Source organism: Acetobacter conturbans, assembly GCF_011516755.1.
Lineage (GTDB): Bacteria > Pseudomonadota > Alphaproteobacteria > Acetobacterales > Acetobacteraceae > Acetobacter > Acetobacter conturbans.
Map to the genome: position 1 here is coordinate 246,915 of NZ_WOSY01000003.1, position 21,417 is coordinate 268,331.

General features: G+C 58.5%; 19 protein-coding genes and 1 riboswitch. Of the genes, 12 read left to right on the top strand and 7 right to left on the bottom strand.

Annotated features, from left to right (window positions below; genetic code table 11):
* Positions 1 to 89: 89 nt before the first annotated feature.
* Both mobA and fdhD read left to right on the top strand, forming a co-directional pair.
* Entirely contained in the window at positions 90 to 725 is a 636-nt protein-coding gene (gene mobA, locus GOB81_RS04740; RefSeq protein ID WP_173569210.1) for a molybdenum cofactor guanylyltransferase, read from the top strand.
* On the top strand, positions 718 to 1,554 hold the full coding sequence (fdhD, locus tag GOB81_RS04745; RefSeq protein ID WP_173569211.1) for a formate dehydrogenase accessory sulfurtransferase FdhD: 837 nt from the start codon (positions 718 to 720) through the stop codon (positions 1,552 to 1,554). The genes mobA and fdhD overlap by 8 nt, the downstream gene beginning before the upstream one ends.
* A 664-nt stretch (positions 1,555 to 2,218) precedes the next feature.
* Here fdhD and GOB81_RS04750 read toward each other — a convergent pair.
* The 5 genes from GOB81_RS04750 to ribD form a co-directional block, all read right to left on the bottom strand.
* Entirely contained in the window at positions 2,219 to 2,587 is a 369-nt protein-coding gene (locus GOB81_RS04750; RefSeq protein WP_242010048.1) for a hypothetical protein, read from the bottom strand.
* A 1,185-nt stretch (positions 2,588 to 3,772) separates the two neighbouring features.
* Positions 3,773 to 4,255, bottom strand: coding sequence for a 6,7-dimethyl-8-ribityllumazine synthase (gene ribH / locus GOB81_RS04755; RefSeq protein ID WP_173569212.1), 483 nt, complete (start codon positions 4,253 to 4,255; stop codon positions 3,773 to 3,775).
* A 22-nt stretch (positions 4,256 to 4,277) separates the two neighbouring features.
* Positions 4,278 to 5,576 carry a 3,4-dihydroxy-2-butanone-4-phosphate synthase gene (ribB, locus tag GOB81_RS04760; protein WP_173569285.1) on the bottom strand — a complete coding sequence of 433 codons (1,299 nt, stop codon included), beginning with the start codon at positions 5,574 to 5,576 and terminating at the stop codon, positions 4,278 to 4,280.
* Between the two features lie 8 nt (positions 5,577 to 5,584).
* Positions 5,585 to 6,187: a riboflavin synthase gene (locus GOB81_RS04765; RefSeq protein WP_173569213.1), complete on the bottom strand. Its 603-nt coding sequence runs from the start codon at positions 6,185 to 6,187 to the stop codon at positions 5,585 to 5,587.
* An 8-nt stretch (positions 6,188 to 6,195) separates the two neighbouring features.
* Positions 6,196 to 7,242: a bifunctional diaminohydroxyphosphoribosylaminopyrimidine deaminase/5-amino-6-(5-phosphoribosylamino)uracil reductase RibD gene (ribD, locus tag GOB81_RS04770; protein ID WP_173569214.1), complete on the bottom strand. Its 1,047-nt coding sequence runs from the start codon at positions 7,240 to 7,242 to the stop codon at positions 6,196 to 6,198.
* A gap of 95 nt (positions 7,243 to 7,337) precedes the next feature.
* A riboswitch (FMN riboswitch) is annotated at positions 7,338 to 7,492 on the bottom strand.
* A 528-nt stretch (positions 7,493 to 8,020) separates the two neighbouring features.
* Here ribD and GOB81_RS04775 point away from each other — a divergent pair.
* A complete protein-coding gene (locus tag GOB81_RS04775; RefSeq protein ID WP_173569215.1) occupies positions 8,021 to 8,950 on the top strand; it encodes a LysR family transcriptional regulator in 930 nt (309 codons plus the stop codon).
* A gap of 1 nt (position 8,951) precedes the next feature.
* Here GOB81_RS04775 and wrbA read toward each other — a convergent pair whose 3' ends face one another.
* On the bottom strand, positions 8,952 to 9,551 hold the full coding sequence (wrbA, locus tag GOB81_RS04780; RefSeq protein WP_173569216.1) for an NAD(P)H:quinone oxidoreductase: 600 nt from the start codon (positions 9,549 to 9,551) through the stop codon (positions 8,952 to 8,954).
* A gap of 315 nt (positions 9,552 to 9,866) precedes the next feature.
* Between wrbA and GOB81_RS04785 the strand changes: the two genes are divergently transcribed.
* From GOB81_RS04785 to tmpT, 9 genes are all read left to right on the top strand, one after another.
* Complete coding sequence (locus GOB81_RS04785; protein ID WP_173569217.1) at positions 9,867 to 10,853, top strand: ABC transporter substrate-binding protein; 987 nt, start codon at positions 9,867 to 9,869, stop codon at positions 10,851 to 10,853.
* Positions 10,854 to 10,871: 18 nt separating this feature from the next.
* Positions 10,872 to 11,834, top strand: coding sequence for an ABC transporter permease subunit (locus GOB81_RS04790; RefSeq protein ID WP_173569286.1), 963 nt, complete (start codon positions 10,872 to 10,874; stop codon positions 11,832 to 11,834).
* Positions 11,834 to 12,757, top strand: coding sequence for an ABC transporter ATP-binding protein (locus GOB81_RS04795; protein WP_173569218.1), 924 nt, complete (start codon positions 11,834 to 11,836; stop codon positions 12,755 to 12,757). The genes GOB81_RS04790 and GOB81_RS04795 overlap by 1 nt, the downstream gene beginning before the upstream one ends.
* A gap of 12 nt (positions 12,758 to 12,769) precedes the next feature.
* Positions 12,770 to 13,249, top strand: coding sequence for a CopG family ribbon-helix-helix protein (locus tag GOB81_RS04800; protein WP_173569219.1), 480 nt, complete (start codon positions 12,770 to 12,772; stop codon positions 13,247 to 13,249).
* 47 nt (positions 13,250 to 13,296) lie between these two features.
* Positions 13,297 to 14,100, top strand: a complete 804-nt coding sequence (locus GOB81_RS04805) for an urea amidolyase associated protein UAAP1 (protein ID WP_173569220.1) — start codon at positions 13,297 to 13,299, stop codon at positions 14,098 to 14,100.
* A 17-nt stretch (positions 14,101 to 14,117) separates the two neighbouring features.
* Complete coding sequence (locus GOB81_RS04810) at positions 14,118 to 14,762, top strand: urea amidolyase associated protein UAAP2 (protein ID WP_173569221.1); 645 nt, start codon at positions 14,118 to 14,120, stop codon at positions 14,760 to 14,762.
* An 18-nt stretch (positions 14,763 to 14,780) separates the two neighbouring features.
* Positions 14,781 to 18,329, top strand: coding sequence for an urea carboxylase (gene uca / locus GOB81_RS04815; RefSeq protein WP_173569222.1), 3,549 nt, complete (start codon positions 14,781 to 14,783; stop codon positions 18,327 to 18,329).
* A gap of 17 nt (positions 18,330 to 18,346) precedes the next feature.
* Positions 18,347 to 20,152, top strand: coding sequence for an allophanate hydrolase (gene atzF / locus GOB81_RS04820; protein WP_173569223.1), 1,806 nt, complete (start codon positions 18,347 to 18,349; stop codon positions 20,150 to 20,152).
* A 62-nt stretch (positions 20,153 to 20,214) separates the two neighbouring features.
* Positions 20,215 to 20,850: a thiopurine S-methyltransferase gene (tmpT, locus tag GOB81_RS04825; protein ID WP_173569224.1), complete on the top strand. Its 636-nt coding sequence runs from the start codon at positions 20,215 to 20,217 to the stop codon at positions 20,848 to 20,850.
* A gap of 10 nt (positions 20,851 to 20,860) precedes the next feature.
* Here tmpT and GOB81_RS04830 read toward each other — a convergent pair whose 3' ends face one another.
* Complete coding sequence (locus GOB81_RS04830) at positions 20,861 to 21,313, bottom strand: Lrp/AsnC ligand binding domain-containing protein (protein WP_173569225.1); 453 nt, start codon at positions 21,311 to 21,313, stop codon at positions 20,861 to 20,863.
* Positions 21,314 to 21,417 lie beyond the last annotated feature (104 nt).

A 21,417-nucleotide genomic window follows, 5' to 3' on the forward strand; every position in this document is an offset into this window, starting at 1 on the left:
AAACCAACATGGCAACGACGTTGTAAAACTGCGGCCTGTTGAAAGCCAGTAGTGACAGGCCGCACTGTGACGAAACGGGATGAACGAACATGAAAGTTGCAGGGCTTGTGCTGGCCGGTGGACAGGCCAGCCGTATGCAGGGCCGGGACAAGGCCTTTCTCGACATCAACGGCACATCCTGCCTCGCTCTGGTCTTTTCCCGTCTGCGACAGGCATGTTCCGCTGTTGCGATCAGCGCCAATGGCGATGCGGCACGCTTCGCCGCGTGGGAATGTCCTGTCCTGCCTGATCGGCTGCACGATATGGGTCCGCTGGCCGGTCTGTTGAGCGGGCTGGAATGGGCGGAAGCCGAAGGATATGACGCGCTGATCAGTGTTCCCGTAGATACCCCGTTCATTCCGCGCGGTCTGGTGGCCGCTCTCCTCCCTGCCCCCAGCTATGCATGCTGGAGTGACCGGCCACACCCTCTGGTCGCGGCGTGGCCTGTTTCCTGTCGCCCTGTTCTGGCCGATCAACTCGGCAGAGCAAGTGGCGCAGCGCGAAAGGAGCAGACACGCGTTCGAACGCTGGCCAGAGCAATTGGCGCGCGAGCTATCGATTTCGCCGCCTTGTCCGACCACGATCCCTTCATGAACATCAACACACCGGAGGACCTTCTGCTGGCTCAGAACCACACCCCATGCGAGCTCCCTGCGCAGGTGGATAAGGATGCCGGTCATGTCTGAGGAAACGATTTTTCCTGTCGCACAAACATACGATACCGAACGGGTTAACTGGGTGAATGACAGTCTGGAGGCACCTGTCGAGCGCGCCTCTGACTCCCTTGTGGTCGCCGATGAAGTGCCGCTTTCGCTGTTCTATGATGGGCTGGACTATGCCGTCATGATGGTCACACCGCATGACGTCGATGATTTTGTAACAGGTTTTTCCTTTACGGAGGGCATCGTTTCCTCTCCGTCCGATCTGCGTCAGATAACCGTGACGGCGACTTCAGACGGTCTGCGCGCCGATATTCTCACCGGCCCTGAAGCGCTGCGCACCGTTCTGTCCCGCAGTCGCCGTCCCATAGCAGGCCGTACGGGATGCGGCATCTGTGGAACGGACGCGGCCAGCATCATGGAACGTGGTGAAGGACGTGTCAGAGGACGGGAACCCGAACCACATTCCATCCGCCACGCTCTGGAAAACCTGCGCGATCATCAGACACTGAACAAAGGGGTCGGGATGCTGCATGCGGCAGCATGGTGTCGCCCCGACGGACATATCCTGCATGTGCGGGAGGATGTGGGCCGCCATAATGCGCTGGACAAGCTGATCGGCCTCGGGTTGCGCAAACAGGTTGATTTTACTGAAGGGTTTTGTCTGCTGACGTGCCGCTGCTCCTACGAAATGGCGGCAAAGGCCATAACGGCGGGCATGAGCGCGGTGATCGCCCTTTCCTCCCCCACGGCCCTCGCCATTCGGATCGCGCGGGAAGCGGGGCTGGTTCTGGTGGCCCCCGCCCGCTCAACCGGTCTGCACGTTGTGTCTCCTGCCCCTGTGACTGAAGTTTAGTGTCTGAACAAAGATACGAGTGGTGGATCAAAATTTTGCGGGGAGGCATAAGAGCATGCACGGACTGAATGTGAATCTGCCTGCATTTCTGATGATCCGATACAAACCATTCCCTCTCTCCTGATCGCAGGGCATGCGGGGAATTTCAAAAGCGCCTACATCCTCTTGTCCAGATTACACATCGCGATGGAACAGCAAGAGACCGGCAACCAAAGAATCTGGCAAAAACCACTCTCGCGGAGAGCCTTCTTTCGATGAAAAACTGACCTCGAAAATATGAGCAGAACGCTTAATGAGGCACCCGGTGTCCTGCCAGCCGCTATAAGGCCGGAGCCCTCATCCCTTCGCGGCATAATCGGGGGCGCGCCAATCTTCATCTTCGGATTGGATGCGTAAGGGCCGCCCTGCATTATCAACGCTTTCCAACGTCACTACCCTGAAGTAATATTTCGTAAAATTTTATCGAGGTACGGTATATGAACAGATTACTGGCACTTACGCTTGTGTTGCTCCTTGCAGGATGTGGCATGGAGCATTCCGGCTGCCCTACCGATCTTCCGCAGGCACCAGACGATAACTCGGGCGTAAAATCTGCAATTCGCACCTGCAACTGAACAAGACAGCGACAAGCTCTCACTCCCGATAGATTACCTCTGTCGGGAGTCTACACGCCGCCTTTGCCATGTATCGGCGCGTTCTCGCTTTTTATCTTGTTCATCATTTCTGACAGTCGGCCATTATACGCCATCTTTACTTTAGAGACGGCGTTACTCACACTTTCCTTGGGAGCTTTCTCGCATTCATCGCGGATGGCTTTGGAGAGGCCTTTGGTCACTTCATCAGGAGAAAGGGATTCGGCCATTTTGTCGCCGGAATAATCATCGTGTTCGTCGTTCAGATATTCCATGCAGGTGGTATTCGTCGTCACCTTCCGCATCAGGTCCTTGTAATCACTGTCTTCTTCCTGTGCCAGTGCGGGACTTGAGCCAATGATGAAACACCCGATGGCGAGTATCGCTATCCTTCCACGCATTGCATTTCCCTTTCCTCTCCACGCTCACGATCCATATCTCACCGCGAGAATGGCAACCATATTCCAAACGCATACATTTGGCACGGCGGCATTGGCCTCTCTCGCCTGCACAGCCTGCATGACATCACCTGAAACGAGCCACTTCATGCTCTGAACCTGCCGACCGAAAGCGATAAAAGTCGATCGCCTCCCAGGCAAAATACGCCGTTTTCGGGACAAGCGATCAGCACGGGAGCGCCCGCACCTATGCTCGATAAATCAGAAGAGTTCCATGTAATGTGAGGGGACCATCGCTGATGGTCTTTCAGTATTGTGATCAGGAATGCTTTATTTTGCGCTCTGACCGCGCAAGGCATTATTTCACCGGAAATGTTCAGGAGTTTTCACCCGAAACGATCACCCAAGAATGGGAATCCCAGCAGGAATTTTGAACTTTATACTGACAAGACAAGAGAAATTCTTTTTCGACTGAAAGCAGAAAATCGACAGCGACTTCTCATCGGCAAGGATTGTTTATGCCAGCGAAACAGCCACAAAAAAGCATCGAGGGGCACACCACAAAAGCGTCAAACGTCACCTATCCAGCTTGCGGACGCCCGCAAGGTAGCATCAGCGAACTCTACAAAGGCGCAGCCGCCCGACGCGAGAAACCGCGGGGAGTCCTTACAGAAGAAACCCACTTCCTGCTGGTCGCCTCTATCTTGCCCCCTGACAAGCCGCCCTTTTCGCGAGGAAACAGAGTCTCCACGGCGGATTGCCGCTCAGGGCCGCAAACGGGATATGGCGGAGGCGGGTGTAGATTCGCTTTTATAGGATTGTGGAAGCACCGGCTTTGCCGTGTGCGGCAACGCTGGCGCATCCGGTACACGGCGCTCCATAAGCGGCGATTGATATGTGTGTCCCAAAGAGGAACGAGGCGCCACGGGGGACGTCAGAGGACGTGGGGACACAGGAGCCGGAACGGACTGGACGCCCGGCTTTGGCAGGCTTGGGCGTCGGTACATCTCCGTCCGGCTGGCCGTGGAGGATGCACGGCCAGCATAATGTGTCTGCGCTTCCATAACGGAAGGAAGGATCATCAGACCAACAGCTAAACCCAGCCCGTATGTCTTCCCTTTCATCGAACACATTCCCTGCGGCTGGGCTTTAACCGCCACAACTGAGCGGGCGCTTACCAAATTACAGTCAGCCTCTGATGCGACGCAGCAGCGCGATTGATTCCACGCACGCAGCCGCAGCTTCCCGGCCCTTGTTGTGCACGTCCGCACGCGAGCGGGAGACCGCCTGCTCTTCCGTATAGGTCGTGAGCACACCGAAGGCGATCGGCGTTTCCGTCGCCAGAGATGCCTGCAGAATGCCGACCGTCGCGCCGAGGCTGATGAACTCGAAATGCGCTGTGTCGCCCTTGATGACGCAACCGAGGCAGATCACGCCTTCATATCTGCCCGTTTTCACCAGTGCCTGCGCCAGCAACGGCAGTTCGAACGCACCCGGGGCGAGGAACACATCATCGGCCGCGACTTCGATCCCATGTTCGCCAAGCCATTCGATGGAGCCATTCCGCAGACCACCCGTCACGTCTTCATTGAAACGGCTGACCACCAACGCGAGGCGCGGCGCAGGCGACAGGTGCAGGGACGGAATGGACTCAGGAGAACGTGTGCTCATGACAAAACCTTTCAGAAACCACTTAGCGGGCGGAGATTGAGCTGACGGGAAGAGGAGAGACGACGGACTCTGCCCGCAGAGTATGACCCATCCTCTGCCGTTTCGCCGCGAGATAGGCGCGATTGAAGGCGGTTGGCTCGACTTCCAGCCCGATCCGCTCCCGGACCGTGAAGCCTCGTTCCTGAAGAGCCGTGACCTTGGCAGGGTTGTTGGTCATCAGGTCGAGGGTCGTCACGCCGAGATCGCGCAGGATGGCGGCAGCGGCTGACCAGTCGCGCTCATCGGTCTCGAAGCCGAGGCGATGATTGGCGTCGATCGTGTCCAGCCCCCGATCCTGAAGCGCGTAGGCACGGATCTTGTTGCCAAGCCCGATGCCTCGCCCCTCATGGCCGCGCACATAAAGCAGCACGCCGCTTTCGGCCTTACCAATCTCGCGCAACGCCGCGTGCAACTGTGCACCACAGTCACACCGCATCGAGCCAAGCGCATCACCCGTCACGCATTCGGAGTGCATCCGGACCAGCGGCACGCTCCCCTTGCCCGTCGGATCGCCCTTCACCAGCGCGACATGCTCCACACCTTCCGCATCCCGGAACGCATGAATCACCAGATCCTCACCGCCATAAACACTGGGCAACTGTGCCTGCGCCAGTTCCGCAACCACGGTGCTGGTCACCAGCGTGTCCGCCAGATTCTGCGTGCTGACCGGGTCAACCCCGTGTTCACGCACCCATGCGGTCAGTTCGGCAATCGAGATAATCGGCAGATTATGCTTGCGTCCGAACACTTCCAGTTCGGGACGACGGGCCATGGTGCCGTCCTCGCTCAGGATTTCACAAATCACGGCGGAAGGCGCGCATCCGGCCAGTCGTGCGATGTCGATGGACCCTTCCGTATGGCCGTCACGCTCCAGCACGCCACCGGGCATGGCCCGCAAGGGGAAAATATGTCCCGGCGAGACGAGGTCGGCCGGTTTGGCATCAGCAGCGACGGCAGCCAGAACGGTGCGGGCACGATCATGGGCGGAGATGCCGGTCGTCACGCCTTCAGTGGCCTCGATGGAGACCGTAAAAGCCGTGCTGCGCGGAGCGTTGTTCACCTGCACCATCATCGGCAGGCCGAGTTGCTCCACCCGTTCCGGCGTGAGCGGCAGGCAGACGAGACCGCGCCCGTGCGTCACCATGAAGTTCATTGCCGCCGGAGTCATGAACTCCGCCGCCATGACGAGGTCGCCCTCGTTCTCACGATCCTCATCATCGACCATGATGACCATGCGGCCCTCGCGGATCGCCTCGATCGCCCGTTTCAGCGAGAGAGACATCCCGTCTTTCACCGATACTGACATACGCTCTCCACATATTTCGCAATCACGTCGACTTCGACATTCACCGGCTCACCCGACGAAAGCGATCCCAGCGTGGTGTGTTCCCAGGTGTGCGGAATGATCATCACCTCGATGGTGAATTCCCCGTCTTTCGGCTCGCTCACGGCGTTCAGCGTCAGGCTGATGCCGTCCAGCGTGACGGAGCCTTTCTCGACCATGTAACGCCGGAGAGCCTGCGGCACGGCGAAGACCAGCCGCCGCGCCTCACCCACCGGATCGGCGGCGCAGAACGTCGCCACCCCGTCCACATGACCCTGCACGATATGACCGGACAGCCGTATGGCTGGCGTCACCGCGCGCTCCAGATTGATGCGGGAGCCTTCCTTCAGGCGCCCCAGCGCCGTGCGGTCAAGGCTTTCGGAACTGACGAAGAAGCGGACACGCCCGGCTTCGTTGAACTCGGTGGCAGTCAGGCAGACGCCATTCACGGCAATGCTTTCGCCGAGAGTCACGTCCGTCATGCCCGTGTCGATATCGAGAGTACAGGACGCATTTCCGGACTGAACTGCGGCAACCGTCCCGAGATGTTCGATGATTCCTGAAAACATACGTCCTCTCACACAAAATCAGGCTGAATGGCGGCGATCGGCCCGGCCAACTCATCGAACAGAGCCAGCGGTGTCGCGTCATGACGCCGTTCCACCGAAAAATCCTCGTCCCCGTCCGCACGCACGGCAATCCGCAGCCAGTCGTCCCACAGCCTGCGGTTACGTATCTCGCCCAGCAGGGTCGGTCCGGCTTCGACAAGCGCCCACAACATCCCCGCTTCAGCGAGGCGCTTCGGGACATCTTCAATGGAATCGGAAAAAATCACATCAAACCGCCGCTCGGCGACTGTCAGCCAGTTCCGCGGCACGTCTTTTGTGCGGGAACAGACGACCAGCATCCGCTGCGGTCGGTTGACGTGATCTTCAACACGCCGGACATCCAGTCCGGGCAGATCGGCACGTACGGTCCCACCCGCCGTGACGACCGCATCCGTCGCACGGCGCAGGCGATGGGCGAGATCAAGCGCCTGCCGGGACGTGAAAGTTGTGCGACCGGGGGGCGGCGTCATCAGGCCGTCGATATTGACCGCCTGTTTCACGGTCAGCCAGGTCTTTCCCTCGACACTCCACCGTATGAAAGGAGCGATAAGGCCGCGACACTGTGCCAGCAGAAGGGGACCAGCAGGGATACGTGTCACCTCACGTTCCAGCCAGCGCACCTCCCGGCCTTCGGCTTCCAGCCGCGAAGCCCCACCACCCGCCACTTTCGGGTTAGGATCCGGACAGGCAATCCACACCGTTTTGACAGGTGTTGCCAGCAGCCCTTCAGTGCAGGGGGGTGTGCGACCGGTATGATTACAGGGTTCAAGTGTGACGATCGCCGTGGTGATCCGATCGGTCAGGCCACGCTCTGCACACAGGCGCAATGCGTTCCGTTCGGCGTGGCCGCTCCCCGCGCGATGATGGGCGCCCACAGCCAGAATCGTGCCGTTTTCATCCAGCAGGGCACACCCCACCGGCGGGTTTGGCATGGTCGCGCCGACAAAACGACGCGCCTCGTCCACCGCCGCACGAAACGCTTTTGATACCTGCTCAAAGACTAAACGACCGGTCATTCATTCCGTCCGTAAAACGACACAAAACACTCGTCGATTCAGGGCGGACACACGGTCGAGGCTACAGGACGCACTACTAGCGCCTGCATTCACTCCGTCGCTCTCTCTCATCCGGACTATGACCGTCGGCTCCGGAGTTTCACCGGATCTGCTGACCCTGCCCCTTGCGGAACAGGCGCTCGCGGGCTTCCGATTCCTTGCAGAACCGATTACCGCCGGTGGGGAATTACACCCCGCCCTGAGAACGCTGACTTCAATATGGGGTTACTACGGGGAGAAAAGCAACTCACTTTTCTTAAAGTGTCACTTCACGGTTTATCGATTTTTCCAGTTCTCTCATAAAATAGGATTTTTTATCGTGCAAAGATTACAAAGCATCCGCTCTTGATGAGCACATCGTGAAGATGACCAGAAAATCGTGGATATTTAGAACTATACAATAAAATGAATTCTATAAATAAATCGACGACCCAAGAACTTGGATATCCAGAATTAACTAAAGAAGATTCGGTCAGAATTTCTCTGAGAAGGTTTCCTACCCCTCCCCTCAAACCTGAAATACAAAATGTATGTCTAAACAGTTGCCTATTTTGACAACGCTGACTTCAATAAAAACTGCTGCATGGAAATCTTCCACGAACCGACATTTCAGTTCGCTTTTACTGAGACGCCTGCGGCAGACGCCTCGTAAGAAGGCGCACACGACAACTGGACGAATATCCCCGCCGGTGCCATCACCGGTGCCGCCCGCTTCGGCTCTGAAGGAGAAATAAGCGTCATGCGCCTGCCGGATTTCGAAGCCTGGGCAATCTTTGCCAAGGTGGCCGAGCATGGCTCCTTCGCGCGTGCAGCCGAAGCCATCCAGCTCTCCACGCCCACGGTTTCCAAAGCCATCACCCGTCTGGAGATGCAGCTGGGCATTTCCCTGTTCAGCCGCACATCCCGACAACTTTCGCTCACCGAAACAGGCCGGGAGGCGCTCACTCATGCCCGTCGGATGCTGGCGGATGCAGAGGCGGCCGAAACTGAAGTGCGTGACAGCACGAGCATCCCTTCCGGCGTCGTCCGCATCGCAGCACCGATGACATTCGGCACCCACCACCTGTCGCCGATGCTGCCTCGGCTGCTGCGGCTTTACCCGGGGCTGGAACTGGATATCAATTTCAGCGATTCACTCGTTGATCTGGTGGCCGAGGGTTTCGACCTTGGAATTCGCATCGCGTCCCTTGCGGATTCCACACTCAGAGTCCGCAAACTTTGCTCCGTGCGCCTGCTGGCGGTGGCCACGCCAGAATGGCTGGAGCGGGCGGGACCGATCTCCCATCCTGACGATCTCGCGCCCCACAAGGGATTTGTCTACACAAATGCCAACCAGCCGGGGTGTGTGAAACTGTCGAACAGCGCGGGTCAAACCGTCCTGTTTTCTCAGAATCCGCTGATCCGAGCCAACAATGCCGAGGCCTTCCTGCCGACGCTGGAGGCGAGCCTCGGTTACGGGATTTTTCCGGAATTCATGATCTGGCGCGGGCTGGAGAGCGGCAGTCTTGTGCCGCTACTGCCCGACTGGCAACTGCCATCAATCGGAATCTATCTGGTGACGCCTCCCGGCGCTGGCCGCCCGCTCCGCGTGACGGCCGCTCTGGATTATCTCGTCGAAGCGTTTTCAACCGCCCCCTGGACACAGAGCAACGCAGGGAAGAACGACTAACTTAACCGTGCAGTTTCTTCGCAATGCCCGCGACATGGCCGCCAAGGAATTTCGCACCATCAAGATCGATTTCACTCGGCTGACGGGAACCGTCTCCTGCCGCAATCGTGGTCGCGCCATAAGGTGAGCCGCCCGCCACCTCAGTCACGTTCAACTGCCCCTGAAAGCTGTAAGGCAGACCGGTGATGACCATGCCATGATGAATCAGGTTGCTCAGGATTGAAAAAAGCGTCGTTTCCTGCCCGCCATGCTGGCTGGCCGTCGAGGTGAAGGCAGCACCGACCTTGCCGACGAGGCCCCCTCTGGCCCACAGCCCGCCGGTCTGGTCCCAGAAATTCGCCATCTGCGAGGGGACACGACCGAAACGCGTCGGCGCACCCACGATGATGGCGTCATAGTTCTCAAGATCACTGACGGTCGCGAAAGGCGCGTCCTGCTGAAGCTTGAAATGGCTCGCTTTGGCCACGGCTTCAGGCACCAGTTCAGGCACCCGCTTCACATCGACCTCGGCTCCATCGGCCCGAACGCCTTGCGCAACGGCATGAGCCATCGTCTCAATATGACCGTAGGACGAATAATAAAGAACGAGAACTCTGGTCATTCCTGTCTCCTCTGGTGACTGTCAAGAAGCACAATACCGGGTCATCCTGCCGACGACAGACAAAAACAGGAAAGGCAGCCCTGCCGATTTTTTATCCCGATTCGCGGGTCTCATAACGAGTCAGCTCCCCTCAATGCACGAATTCTGCTCAAGGAAATCTTTTCCAATCTCGTTGAAAAACAGGCGACAAGCGTCGGAAGAGCCTCTGAACGCCGAATCAATTTCACTTAAGCAACATTTTCTTGTGGAAACGAAATTCAGCATCGGATAATAATGGGTAATACGATTTTCGCTTTCAGTATTACTGGAGCTTCGATGCGCCCGTTTTCCTCTCTGAAAAACACTCTCCTCGCTGGCGTTCTCGCCGTGTGCGCCACAACCGGCGCGGCGTCCGCCGCAACCCTCCATATCGGTTACAGTGACTGGCCTGGCTGGGTCGCCTGGCAGGTCGCCATCGACAAAGGGTGGCTGAAAGAAGCCGGGATCGATGCCGACTTCCAGTGGTTCGATTACAGCGCCTCTCTGGATGCGTTCGCCGCGCACAAGATCGACGCCGTGACTGCCACCAACGGCGATGCCCTCGTCACCGGGGCGAACGGCCACAAGGGGGAGATGATCCTCACCACCGATTACTCGGATGGCAATGACATGATCGTCGCCCAGCCGGGCATCACCTCGGTCAAGGAGCTGAAGGGCAAGTCCATTGCTGTCGAGGAAGGTCTTGTCGACCATCTGCTGCTTCTGAAAGCGCTTGAGAAAGCCGGTCTGGACGAGAAGGACGTCAAGCTGGTCAATACCAAGACCAACGAGACGCCACAGGTTCTCGCCTCGGGCGAGGTCGCTGCCATCGCGGCATGGCAGCCCAATTCAGGTCAGGCTCTCCACATGGTGCCCGGATCGCGTACGATCTTCTCGTCTCATGAAGCGCCGGGCCTGATCTACGACACCCTGCTGGTTGATCCGCAAAGTCTGAAGGACAACCGCGAACAGTGGCAGAAGCTGGTGACGCTGTGGGACCGTGTCGTCGCTTATATCCAGGATCCGAAAACGCAGCCGGACGCCCTGAAAATCATGGCGACACGCACTGGCGTTACGCCGGAACACTATAAGCGCTTCCTCAAGGGCACTCACCTCCTGACGCTTTCCGACGACAAAAAAGTCTTTGAAAAAGGCGATGGTCTGACCTCCCTTTACGGGTCAACCGTTGTCTCGGATTCCTTCAATGTGCGGTATGAGGTTTACAAGACCAAACAGAACATCAGCAGCTATATCGATCCGTCCTTCATAAGCGCTTCCAAATAAGCACCGCGGGGGGAGATGATGAAAAGCTTTACATCCGCATGGAAGCTTTACGGCAAGGTTGACGGGTCATCCCGCAGCATTCTCGCTGTCCTTGCCATCATTCTCCCGCTCGTGGCGTGGAGTGCCGTAAGTTACCTTCCCTTCCTCTGGCATCCGCAGATCCTGATCACGGATGCGGGTGACGAGGACTATCTCGAAACCGGCATGCGCCTGAACCGGGCCGATTTCGGCAAGGCCGTGCAAGAGATGCAGGCGCACGGGCAGAAGGTGCCGCAAGGCATCCCGGCCAACCCCGTCTATCTCCCCTCCCCCGGCAACGTGCTGAGCGCATTCATCAATGCGTTCACCAACCCGGTCGGTGGCGGAACAGAAAAATCGATTCCACAGGCGTTCTGGCACAGTATCCAGATCATTTTCTGGGGTTTCGTCATTTCCTCTGCCATTGGCGTGCCTCTGGGCGTGATGTGCGGTGCGCTGCCCGCCCTCGCGCGGCTGGTGGAACCGTCCGTCGATTTCTTCCGCTATCTGCCCGCTCCGGCCTTCGGGGCACTGGCCGTCGCCATCCTTGGCATCTATGACGCCCCAAAGATCGCGATCATCGTCATCGGCACGCTGTTCCAGCAGATTCTCGTCATCTCCAACACCACACGCAAGCTGGATTTCGCCCTGATCGAAGCAGCAAGAACCCTTGGCGCCAAAGGGCCACGGCTGCTGTTCCGCGTCGTCGTGCCGGGCATTCTGCCGGATCTCTACCGCGACCAGCGCATCCTGCTCGGATGGGCGTGGACCTATCTGATCGTTGCCGAACTGATCGGCACATCATCGGGCATCACGTGGTTCATCACCCAGCAGGCCCGTTACCAGCATTTCGACAACGTCTATGCCGCCATGGCCCTGATCGGGATTGCCGGTCTCGGCACCGACATGCTGCTCGGCATTCTGGCGCGCTTCCTCTTTACGTGGAAACGGGAGAACGTGTGATGACCACACCACAGGAACCGAATCTTCCCGATTACCGCGACCTGCCTGCGGATGTTGCCGCCCGCATGAAGGTCATCAAAGAGCGCGAGCTGGTTCTTGAGATCGACCATCTCGGCAAGGTTTTTGGTGGTCGGAAAAATCCGACGGTTGCGCTGGAAGATATAGAATTCGGCGTTCACAAGCGCGAATTCATCTGCGTGGTCGGCCCTTCCGGTTGCGGAAAATCCACCCTCGTCCGCATTCTGGCCGGTCTTGAGGAAGGTACGAGCGGGCGTATTCTCGTGGACGGACGCCCCGTGACGGGTCCAGGGCCTGATCGCGGCATGGTCTTTCAGAAATATACGCTCTTTCCCTGGCTCACCGTCTGCCAGAACGTGATGTTCGGCATTGAGATGAGCGGGACGGAAAAAGGCGAAGCCCAGCGTCAGGCCATGCAGTGGTTGCAGATGATCGGGCTGGAACAGTTCGCCGAGGCATGGCCGCATCAGCTTTCCGGCGGCATGCAGCAGCGCGTGGCGATCGCCCGTGCACTCGCGGCACAGCCCCGTGTGCTGCTGATGGATGAACCCTTCAGTGCGCTGGATGCGCAGACACGCCTGCGGATGCAGAACTATCTGATGGAGATCTGGCGCAAGGTTGACATCACTATTGTCTTCATCACGCATGATCTCGATGAAGCCATCTATCTTGCCGACCGGATTCTGGTTCTGCAACCGCGTCCGGGCAGGGTGGAAGAGGTCATCGAAGTTCCTCTCTCCCGACCACGACGTGCTGCTCAGATGACTGCGGGAGAATTTCTGGCGACGAAAGCCCATCTGGAAGCCCTGATCCGCTCCAGTGGCCCGAATGCCGACGATAGCGCCGATGAAGATGTGGAGCTCGATATTCCGCTCCTCACTCTCGTGAGCGACAAGGCCGAGTAAGGAGAATACGCCATGAGCGACAAGGAAACGAAGGAACAGGTCAGCCGGGTCAGCATTTCTCTGCCGCCCGCCATTCTTCGGGAACTGGATGCGATGGTGGCCGAGAAAGGGTACGCCAGCCGCTCACAGGCCGTGCAAAGCATCCTGCATCAGGAATTGCTCGCCAGTCATCACGATCATGAAGATGAGCTGATGGCCGGTGTCATTCTACTTTTCTACAACAATGCGGCGACCGGTCTTCAACAGAAACTTGCTGAACTGCAATATCAAAATCTTGCCGAGGTCATCAGCTCGCTGCACGTCAATCTCATCCGCCGCCAGACACTCGAAGTCCTTCTCGTGCAGGGAAAGGTTGGAAAACTTCAGGAGATCACAAACCATCTCGTCACGCTGTCGGGCGTCATTTCCGGACGGCTGCACCTGATCGCCTCGCTGATCCCGCCTGTGCATGAAAAGGGACGACCACCGCCGCTTGAAATCGACACGCCCTGAAACATCTGCACGACAAACACATCCCGGACATTCGGAAAGACACAGACATGCAAATCGATCAGCAAACTCCTGAGTGGTATCGCGAACGATATAACAGCCTGCGCGACAAGGCTCTTGAAACAGAAACCATGTCGCGTGCTGCCGTCGCTCCGATCGACATGACGGAGAGCAGCGTCCTGCATCGCGAAACGATTCCGGGTGGATGGTACTGGAGCACGTTTCTTCCGCGCGGACAGGCACTGCGGCTGATCAACAGCAGTGGCAATAACGGCGTTTCCGTTATGGTCTGGAATGCTGATGATTTCAGCGAACGCTACAACGCCGGCGATACCATCAAGCTGCAATGGACCACCTGCCTCACGACGGGTCGCGTGCTGTTTTCCGACATGGGACGTGTGCTGGCCTCCATCATCGGTGATAGCTGCGGTTACAGCGACACACTCGTCGGTGGCAGCACGCCGCAGAGCAACGAGAAAAATTTCGACGACGCGTCGTTGCGCAACACCCGCAACAATCTGCGTCTGATTGCAGGAAAATATGGCATGGCACAAAAGGATGTTGCCTCCTGCATCACGTTCTTCTCCCATGTCAGTGCGCAGGCCGACGGCCGCCTCAAATGGATCGAGGGGGATGTAAAACCCGGCCAGCATGTCGATCTGCGGGCCGAAATGAACCTTCTTGTCGCTGTCTCGAACTGTTACCATCCTCTCAGCCCAGACACGACATGCGTACCCGAACCGATCGAAGCCGTGCGCTGGCAGGCCCCACTCCCCGCCGCCGACGATTTCTGCCGCACATTCTGCGATGAAGCAAAGCGCGGCTTCGAAAATACCGATCCCCTGTTCGCCTGAGCGAGGAGACAGAACTCATGACACTACTTCCCGTTGAACAGGCTTTTTCGAAAATCGATCTGGATCAGGTCATTCCTGCACGTCGCCCCTGGTCGGGCATCGTGCGCAAGGGACAGGTTCTGCGTATCATCGATCTGGAAAGCCAGCAGGCCGTCGATGCCCTTTTCTACAATGCCCATGCCTATCATGAGCGCTACAGTGCACAGGACACGCTGGTCAGTCAGGGTGCGGCCTATATCGACAAGGGCGCGAAACTGTATTCCAATGAAGGCAATGTTCTGATGAGCGTTGTCGAGGACACCTGTGGTCGCCACGATACGCTGGCCGGTGCATGCAGTTGCGAGTCCAACACCGTGCGCTTCGGCCACGAAACGAAATACATGCATGCCTGTCGTGAAAACTTCCTTCTGGAAGTTGAGAAATACGGCATGAGCAAGCGTGACATCGTCAACAACGTCAACTTCTTCATGAACGTCCCCATCCTGCAGAATGGCGCGCTGGTGATTGATGATGGTCTTTCCGATCCCGGTGGCTTCATTGATCTGCGGGCCGAGATGGACACGCTGGTCGTTCTCTCCAACTGTCCGCAGGTGAACAACCCCTGCAACGGTTTCACGCCCACACCGATCCGCGTCATCATCGGCGATTACGTTTCCGCCTGACAGTCTGGAAAAAGCGTTATGTTCACAAAGGTTCTCATCGCCAACCGTGGCGAAATCGTCCGGCGCGTGGGTCGTACCCTGCGCCGGATGGGGATTGCTTCCGTCGCGGTCTGTTCAGAAGCCGACCGGTTCGCACCGCCCGTTCTGGAAGCGGATGATGCTGTTCTGATCGGCCCTTCGGCGGTCAGCGAGAGTTACCTGAGCATGGACGCCATTCTGGATGCCTGCGAGCGCACCGGCGCGCAGGCCGTTCATCCGGGCTATGGCTTTCTCAGTGAACGCGCAGAATTTGCCGAAAAGCTTGCCGAACGTGGAATCCGGTTCATCGGCCCGCGGCCAGAACATATGCGGGCATTCGGACTGAAGCACACCGCCCGCGATCTGGCGAAACAGAACAATGTGCCGCTGTTGCCCGGTACCGATATCCTCACCTCCGCCGACGAAGCTGCAAGTGCTGCATCCCGCATTGGTTATCCTGTCATGCTCAAGAGCACGGCGGGCGGTGGCGGTATCGGCATGCAGGTTTGTAACGACGAAGCCGCATTGCGCGCCTGTTTCGAAGCCGTCTCGCGCCTCGGCGGCAACAATTTCGGAGATGCCCGCGTCTTTCTTGAAAAGTTCATCGCCTGCGCCCGTCATATCGAGGTCCAGATTTTCGGTGACGGCAAAGGCAATATTCTCACACTCGGCGAACGTGACTGCTCCCTGCAACGGCGCAACCAAAAGGTCATCGAAGAGACCCCCGCACCGGACCTGAGCGAGGAAACCCGCCTCAGCCTGCGAACCGCCGCAAAGGCATTGTGCTCGGCCGTCGCCTATGAATCGGCTGGCACCGTCGAGTTCATTTACGATACGGAAAGCGGCCAGTTCTGCTTCCTTGAAGTGAACACCCGCCTTCAGGTCGAGCACTGTGTCACTGAAGAGATTTACGGCATCGACCTCGTCGAGTGGATGGTGCGGCAGGCGAATGGTGATTTCATCCTGCCTGCACAGGAAAGCCTTATTCCGAAAGGTGCTGCCGTCGAGGCACGCATCTATGCCGAAAATCCGGCTGAAAACTTCCGCCCCTCCACCGGACGGCTGACGGAAGTGAGTTTCGCGCCCGGCGTGCGTGTGGACGGCTGGGTTGAAACCGGCACGGAAGTCACGCCGTATTATGATCCCATGATCGCCAAGGTGATCGCCCGGGGAGCAACGCGGGATGAGGCATTCAGCGCCCTGCATGACGCGCTGGTGGCCACCCGCATTGGCGGGCTGGAGAGCAATCTCGACTATCTCCGGGCCATCACCGCCGATCCCGCTGTCCGCGCCGGCAAGGTCTATACCGGCCTGCTCAATACATTCACCTATGTGCCCACCACCATCGAAGTCGTTTCACCCGGCCTGCAATCCACCGTGCAGGACTGGCCGGGACGCATCGGTTACTGGGATGTCGGGGTGCCCCCCAACGGCCCGATGGACGACCGGAATTTTCGTCTTGCGAACCGGATTGTGGGTAATGCGGAAGGCGCACCCGCCCTTGAACTGACCGTCACGGGTCCGGTCCTGCGCTTCAACGCTGCCGCCGTTATCGGCCTTGCGGGCGCGACCATGACAGCGACGCTGGACGGGACACCCGTGCCCTACTGGGAACCCGTTGCGATCAGGGCAGGCCAGACCCTCTCTCTCGGCCAGATCAAGGGACCGGGACACCGAACCTATCTCGCCATTCAGGGCGGCATTGATGCACCGCTTTACCTCGGTTCAGCCTCGACCTTCATGCTCGGCCAGTTCGGCGGCCATGCCACCGGGCAACTGCGCACCGGCGATGTCCTGCGCTTCCGGCCAGAGGGCGGCACGCTGACAGCAGCTGCCATTCCGATGAACGAACGGCCGGACTTTACCAATACGTGGGAACTGGGCGTTCTCTACGGTCCGCATGGCGCACCTGATTTCTTCCGTGACGAAGACATCGATGATCTGTTTTCCAGCGAATATGAAGTCCATTTCAACAGCGCCCGCACTGGCGTACGCCTGATCGGGCCAAAACCGCGCTGGGCACGCACGGATGGCGGCGAAGCCGGACTGCATCCATCCAACATTCACGATAACGCCTACGCCATCGGCGCCATCGACTTTACGGGTGACATGCCCATCCTGCTCGGCCCCGACGGACCGAGCCTCGGCGGGTTCGTCTGCCCCGCCGTGCTGACCCGCGATGAACTGTGGAAGATGGGCCAGCTTCATCCCGGCGATAAAATCCGCTTCCGGCGGGTGCAGGCTCAGCCGTTGAGTGTCAGTTTCCTGCCTGCGCCGATTGATGCCATCGAGCCGATCCTGTTCCGGTCGGAAGGCGACGTGCCGGTCGTCTATCGCCGTGCAGGCGACTGTTACCTGCTGCTCGAATTCGGTGCGCCCATTCTGGACATTCCGCTGCGGCTGCGTGTGCAGCTCATGCTGGAAGCGATCCGGCGGCGTGGTGTGGAAGGGATCATCGACCTGACGCCGGGCATTCGCTCGCTACAGATTCACTATAACCCCGACGTCATCACGCTCGCTGCCCTTCTGGAAACCCTGTACGGCATCGAGCAGGCGCTCCCTTCCAACGACGATGACATCGTGGTGCCGAGCCGCATCATCCATCTGCCCGTCTCATGGAATGACGAGCAGGCACAACTGGCGATGCAGCGCTATCAGGAGCTAGTGCGCCCGAACGCGCCCTGGTGCCCGTCGAACATCGAATTCATCCGGCGCATCAACGGTCTTTCATCGGAAGAGGCTGTCAGGGATATCATCTTCAACGCCTCCTACCTCGTCATGGGTCTGGGCGATGTCTATCTCGGCGCGCCCGTCGCCACGCCGGTCGATCCGCGCCACCGTCTGGTGACCACGAAATACAATCCGGCCCGTACATGGACGCCGGACAATGTCGTCGGCATCGGCGGCAGCTATATGTGCATCTACGGCATGGAAGGACCGGGCGGCTACCAGTTGTTCGGGCGCACCATTCAGGTATGGAACACATGGCGTAGCACGGATGTTTTCGAAAAAGGCACGCCCTGGCTTCTGCGTTTCTTCGATCAGATCCGTTTCTATCCAGTCTCGCATGACGAACTGATGGAGGCACGCGCCGCGTTTCCTCATGGTCGCTTCCCCGTGAAGATCGAGGAGACCACATTCAGCCTGAAAGACTACAAGGCTTTCCTGTCAGCCAACGCGGATGAGATCGCCGATGCGAAGGCACGCCAACAGGCTGCTTTCGAGGCAGAGCGTCAGGACTGGATCGCCAAAGGTCTTGATACGTTCGAAGAGGCTCCCAACACCACTCAGGCCGATGACAGCATTTTGCCGGAAGGCCGGATGAGTGTGGACAGCCCCGTTCCGGGCAGCATCTGGCAACTACCGGTCGCGATCGGCGACACCGTGAAGGTGGGTGACACAGTGGCTATCATTGAGTCCATGAAGACGGAAATGAAAATCGCCGCTCCCGCTTCCGGCACCGTGACGGACATCCTGTGCCGCAAAGGACGGGAAGTCCGTGGCGGCGAACGGATCATGGTCATCGACACGAACCAGACCTCATCATGATCAGAAAAGAAACCCTCATGACGCTGCCAGACATGTTGCAGATTGATGATCTCCTTGCGGCTTATCGTTCGGGTGATTTTCGTCCCTCCGACCTGATCCGTGAGATCACTGGCCGGATCGAGGCCTATCAACAGAAAGACCCCGCAGTCTGGATCAGCCTGTTTTCCACCGACCATCTTCTTGCCCGCGCTGAAGAACTCGATGGCCTTTCGTCCACCGATCTGCCGCTTTACGGAATCCCTTTCGCCGTCAAGGACAATATCGATGTGGTCGGGCTGCAAACCACCGCTGGTTGCCCCGCCTTCGCCTTTGAGCCATCCGAGAGCGCGGAAGTCGTAAAACGGCTGGAAGCGGCAGGGGCGATCGTGATCGGCAAGACCAATCTCGATCAGTTCGCCACAGGCCTTGTCGGCATGCGGTCCCCTTATGGGCAGCCCTCCTGCGTGTTCGATCCGGCCTGTGTTTCAGGTGGCTCCAGTTCCGGCTCCGCCGTATCGGTGGCTGCGGGGCTCGTGTCTTTCTCGCTTGGCACCGACACCGCAGGCTCGGGGCGTGTTCCGGCCATGTTCAACAACATCGTCGGACTGAAACCCTCGCGTGGCGTTCTGAGCACGTACGGGCTGATCCCGGCCTGTGAATCACTTGACTGCATCTCGATTTTCACTGGTTGCGTCGCGGATGCCCTGCGCGTGGAGAAAATTGCCGCCGCACCGGATTCACGCGCGCCCTATTCCCGCAGCATGACGCCGCACCGCCTACCACTGGACAGCTTCCGTTTCGGCATCCTGCCTGAATCCGAGCGTTTCTTCGACGGAGATGCAGGGAATGCCGCACTTTACGAAAATTCCATACAGACACTGATGCATCTTGGTGGAACACCGGTTGAAATCGACTTCGCTCCCCTTAAGGAAGCCGCGCAGCTTCTTTATAGCGGACCCTTCGTCGTCGAACGTCTGACTGCGCTTGGGGATTTCTACCCGCAGCACAAGGCAGACATGGACCCCACCGTCGCGGGCATCATCGCGGGAGCGGAACGCTATACGGCGGCGGATGTATTCAAAGCCATTTACCGCCAGCATGGACTACAGCAGATCGCGGAGCGGATGTGGACGCAGTTCGATGTCATGCTGATGCCGACCGCCCCCCGCATCGTGACAAAGCAGGAAGTGATCGCCGAGCCGGTCGCTGCCAACAGTATGCTCGGCACCTACACCAATTTCGTAAATATTCTTGATATGTCGGCATGTGCCGTTCCTGCCGGGTTCGGCAAGGACGGACATCCCTTCGGCGTCACGTTCGTTGCTCCGGCTTTCGCGGACCACGATGTAAGCCTCCTTGCAGATCGTTTTCATCAGGCAGTCGGCGAAAACACCGGTGCGGCCCGTAGCGAACCACCACGGCCTGTCCCACCCGCCGAGGCGATGTCACCCGGCTCCGTGCGTCTCGCCGTTGTGGGAGCCCATCTCAAAGGGCTGCCCCTTCACTGGCAGCTGGAGCAGGAACACGCCGTCCTGCGTGAGACGACGCGCACCGCCCATGATTATCGTCTCTTTGCGCTGGCGAATTCCGTGCCGCCTAAGCCGGGTCTGGTGCGTGAACCCGGCTTCGTGGGCGCGGGACTGGAGATCGAGATCTACGAGCTCGACTCTGCCGGTTTCGGTCGGTTTGTCGCCAGCGTGCCGCAGCCGATGTCCATCGGACGCATCACTCTTGAGGATGGTCGTGAAGTCAGCAGCTTCCTGTGTGCTGAATCCGTTGCCCGAAGCGGCACGGATATCACTGCGACTGGCGGCTGGCGCGCCTATCTGGCTGGGAAAGACTGAAGCCGGATGCTTTGATATACCCCTCTCACACCTGTTTTCGGAACAGTGGGAGAGGGGACAGCATGGACCGGGATTTCTGGCTTGAAAAATGGCGCATAAACCAGATCGGTTTTCACGAAGGCACGCCGAACAGCCTGCTGACCGCGCATTTCGCCGCCCTCCGACTGAAGCCGGGCAGCCGCGTGTTCGTGCCCTTGTGTGGCAAGACACGTGACCTCTCATGGCTGCGTGCACAGGGATTTTCCGTCGTCGGTATCGACCTCAGCCGAAAGGCCATCGAACAGTTTTTCGATGAGGAAAACATTTCCTCTGTCATAGCCCAATGTGGTCGGCTGGAACGGTTCGACGCGGGGACCGTGACCCTGTTTGCAGGGGATTTTTTCGATCTGGATGCGGAAACGCTCGGTCCGGTGGCCGCCATCTATGACCGCGCGGCGCTCATCGCCCTCCCCCCTCCGATCCGCGACCGTTACGCCGCCCACCTCGTCGCGCTGACACATGCCGCGCCACAGCTTCTGGTCACGCTGGAATATGGTCAGGCACTCCAGTCAGGACCGCCCTTTTCTGTTCCGGAAAGTGACGTTCACGCCCTCTACGACACAACATATCGTCTGCACGAAGCCAAACGGCGTGATGTGCCCGGTGGCCTGAAGGGACGGTGCCCGGCGCAGGAAGTGGCCTGGCTGCTGGCACCCTGACGGACCACCCTCAGACGGGAAGCGTCGGGTCGGACTTCACCTCTTCCATGACCGTATAGGTGTGCGTCTGCCTGATCCCCGGCAGGCGCGTCAGGGTTTCTCCCAGAAAACGGCGATAGGCCGCCATATCCTTCACACGCGCCTTGAGCAGGTAATCGAAGCCGCCTGCGACCATGTGACATTCGCTGATCTGAGGACTGGACCGGACGGCCTTTGAGAAACGCTCGAACAGGTCGTCCTCGGTTCGGTCGAGCGTGATCTGCACAAAAACGAGAAGCCCGAGCTGGACCGCATCGGGGTTGAGCTGCGCCGCATAGCGCTGGATCACGCCCTTCTGTTCAAGCCGGCGCACACGCTCAAGCGTCGCCGCCGGACTGAGGTGGATGGAGCGCGCCAGCTCGACATTGCTGATACGCCCGTCCACCTGAAGAATCCTCAGAATTTTACGATCGAGACTGTCCACTCCGCCACCTCCTCCGAACGAATGATACCGTTTCGGTTTTATACCGAATATAATTTCGTCATATAGTCCATAATACAGAGATAATTTTTCAGAAAACCACGTAT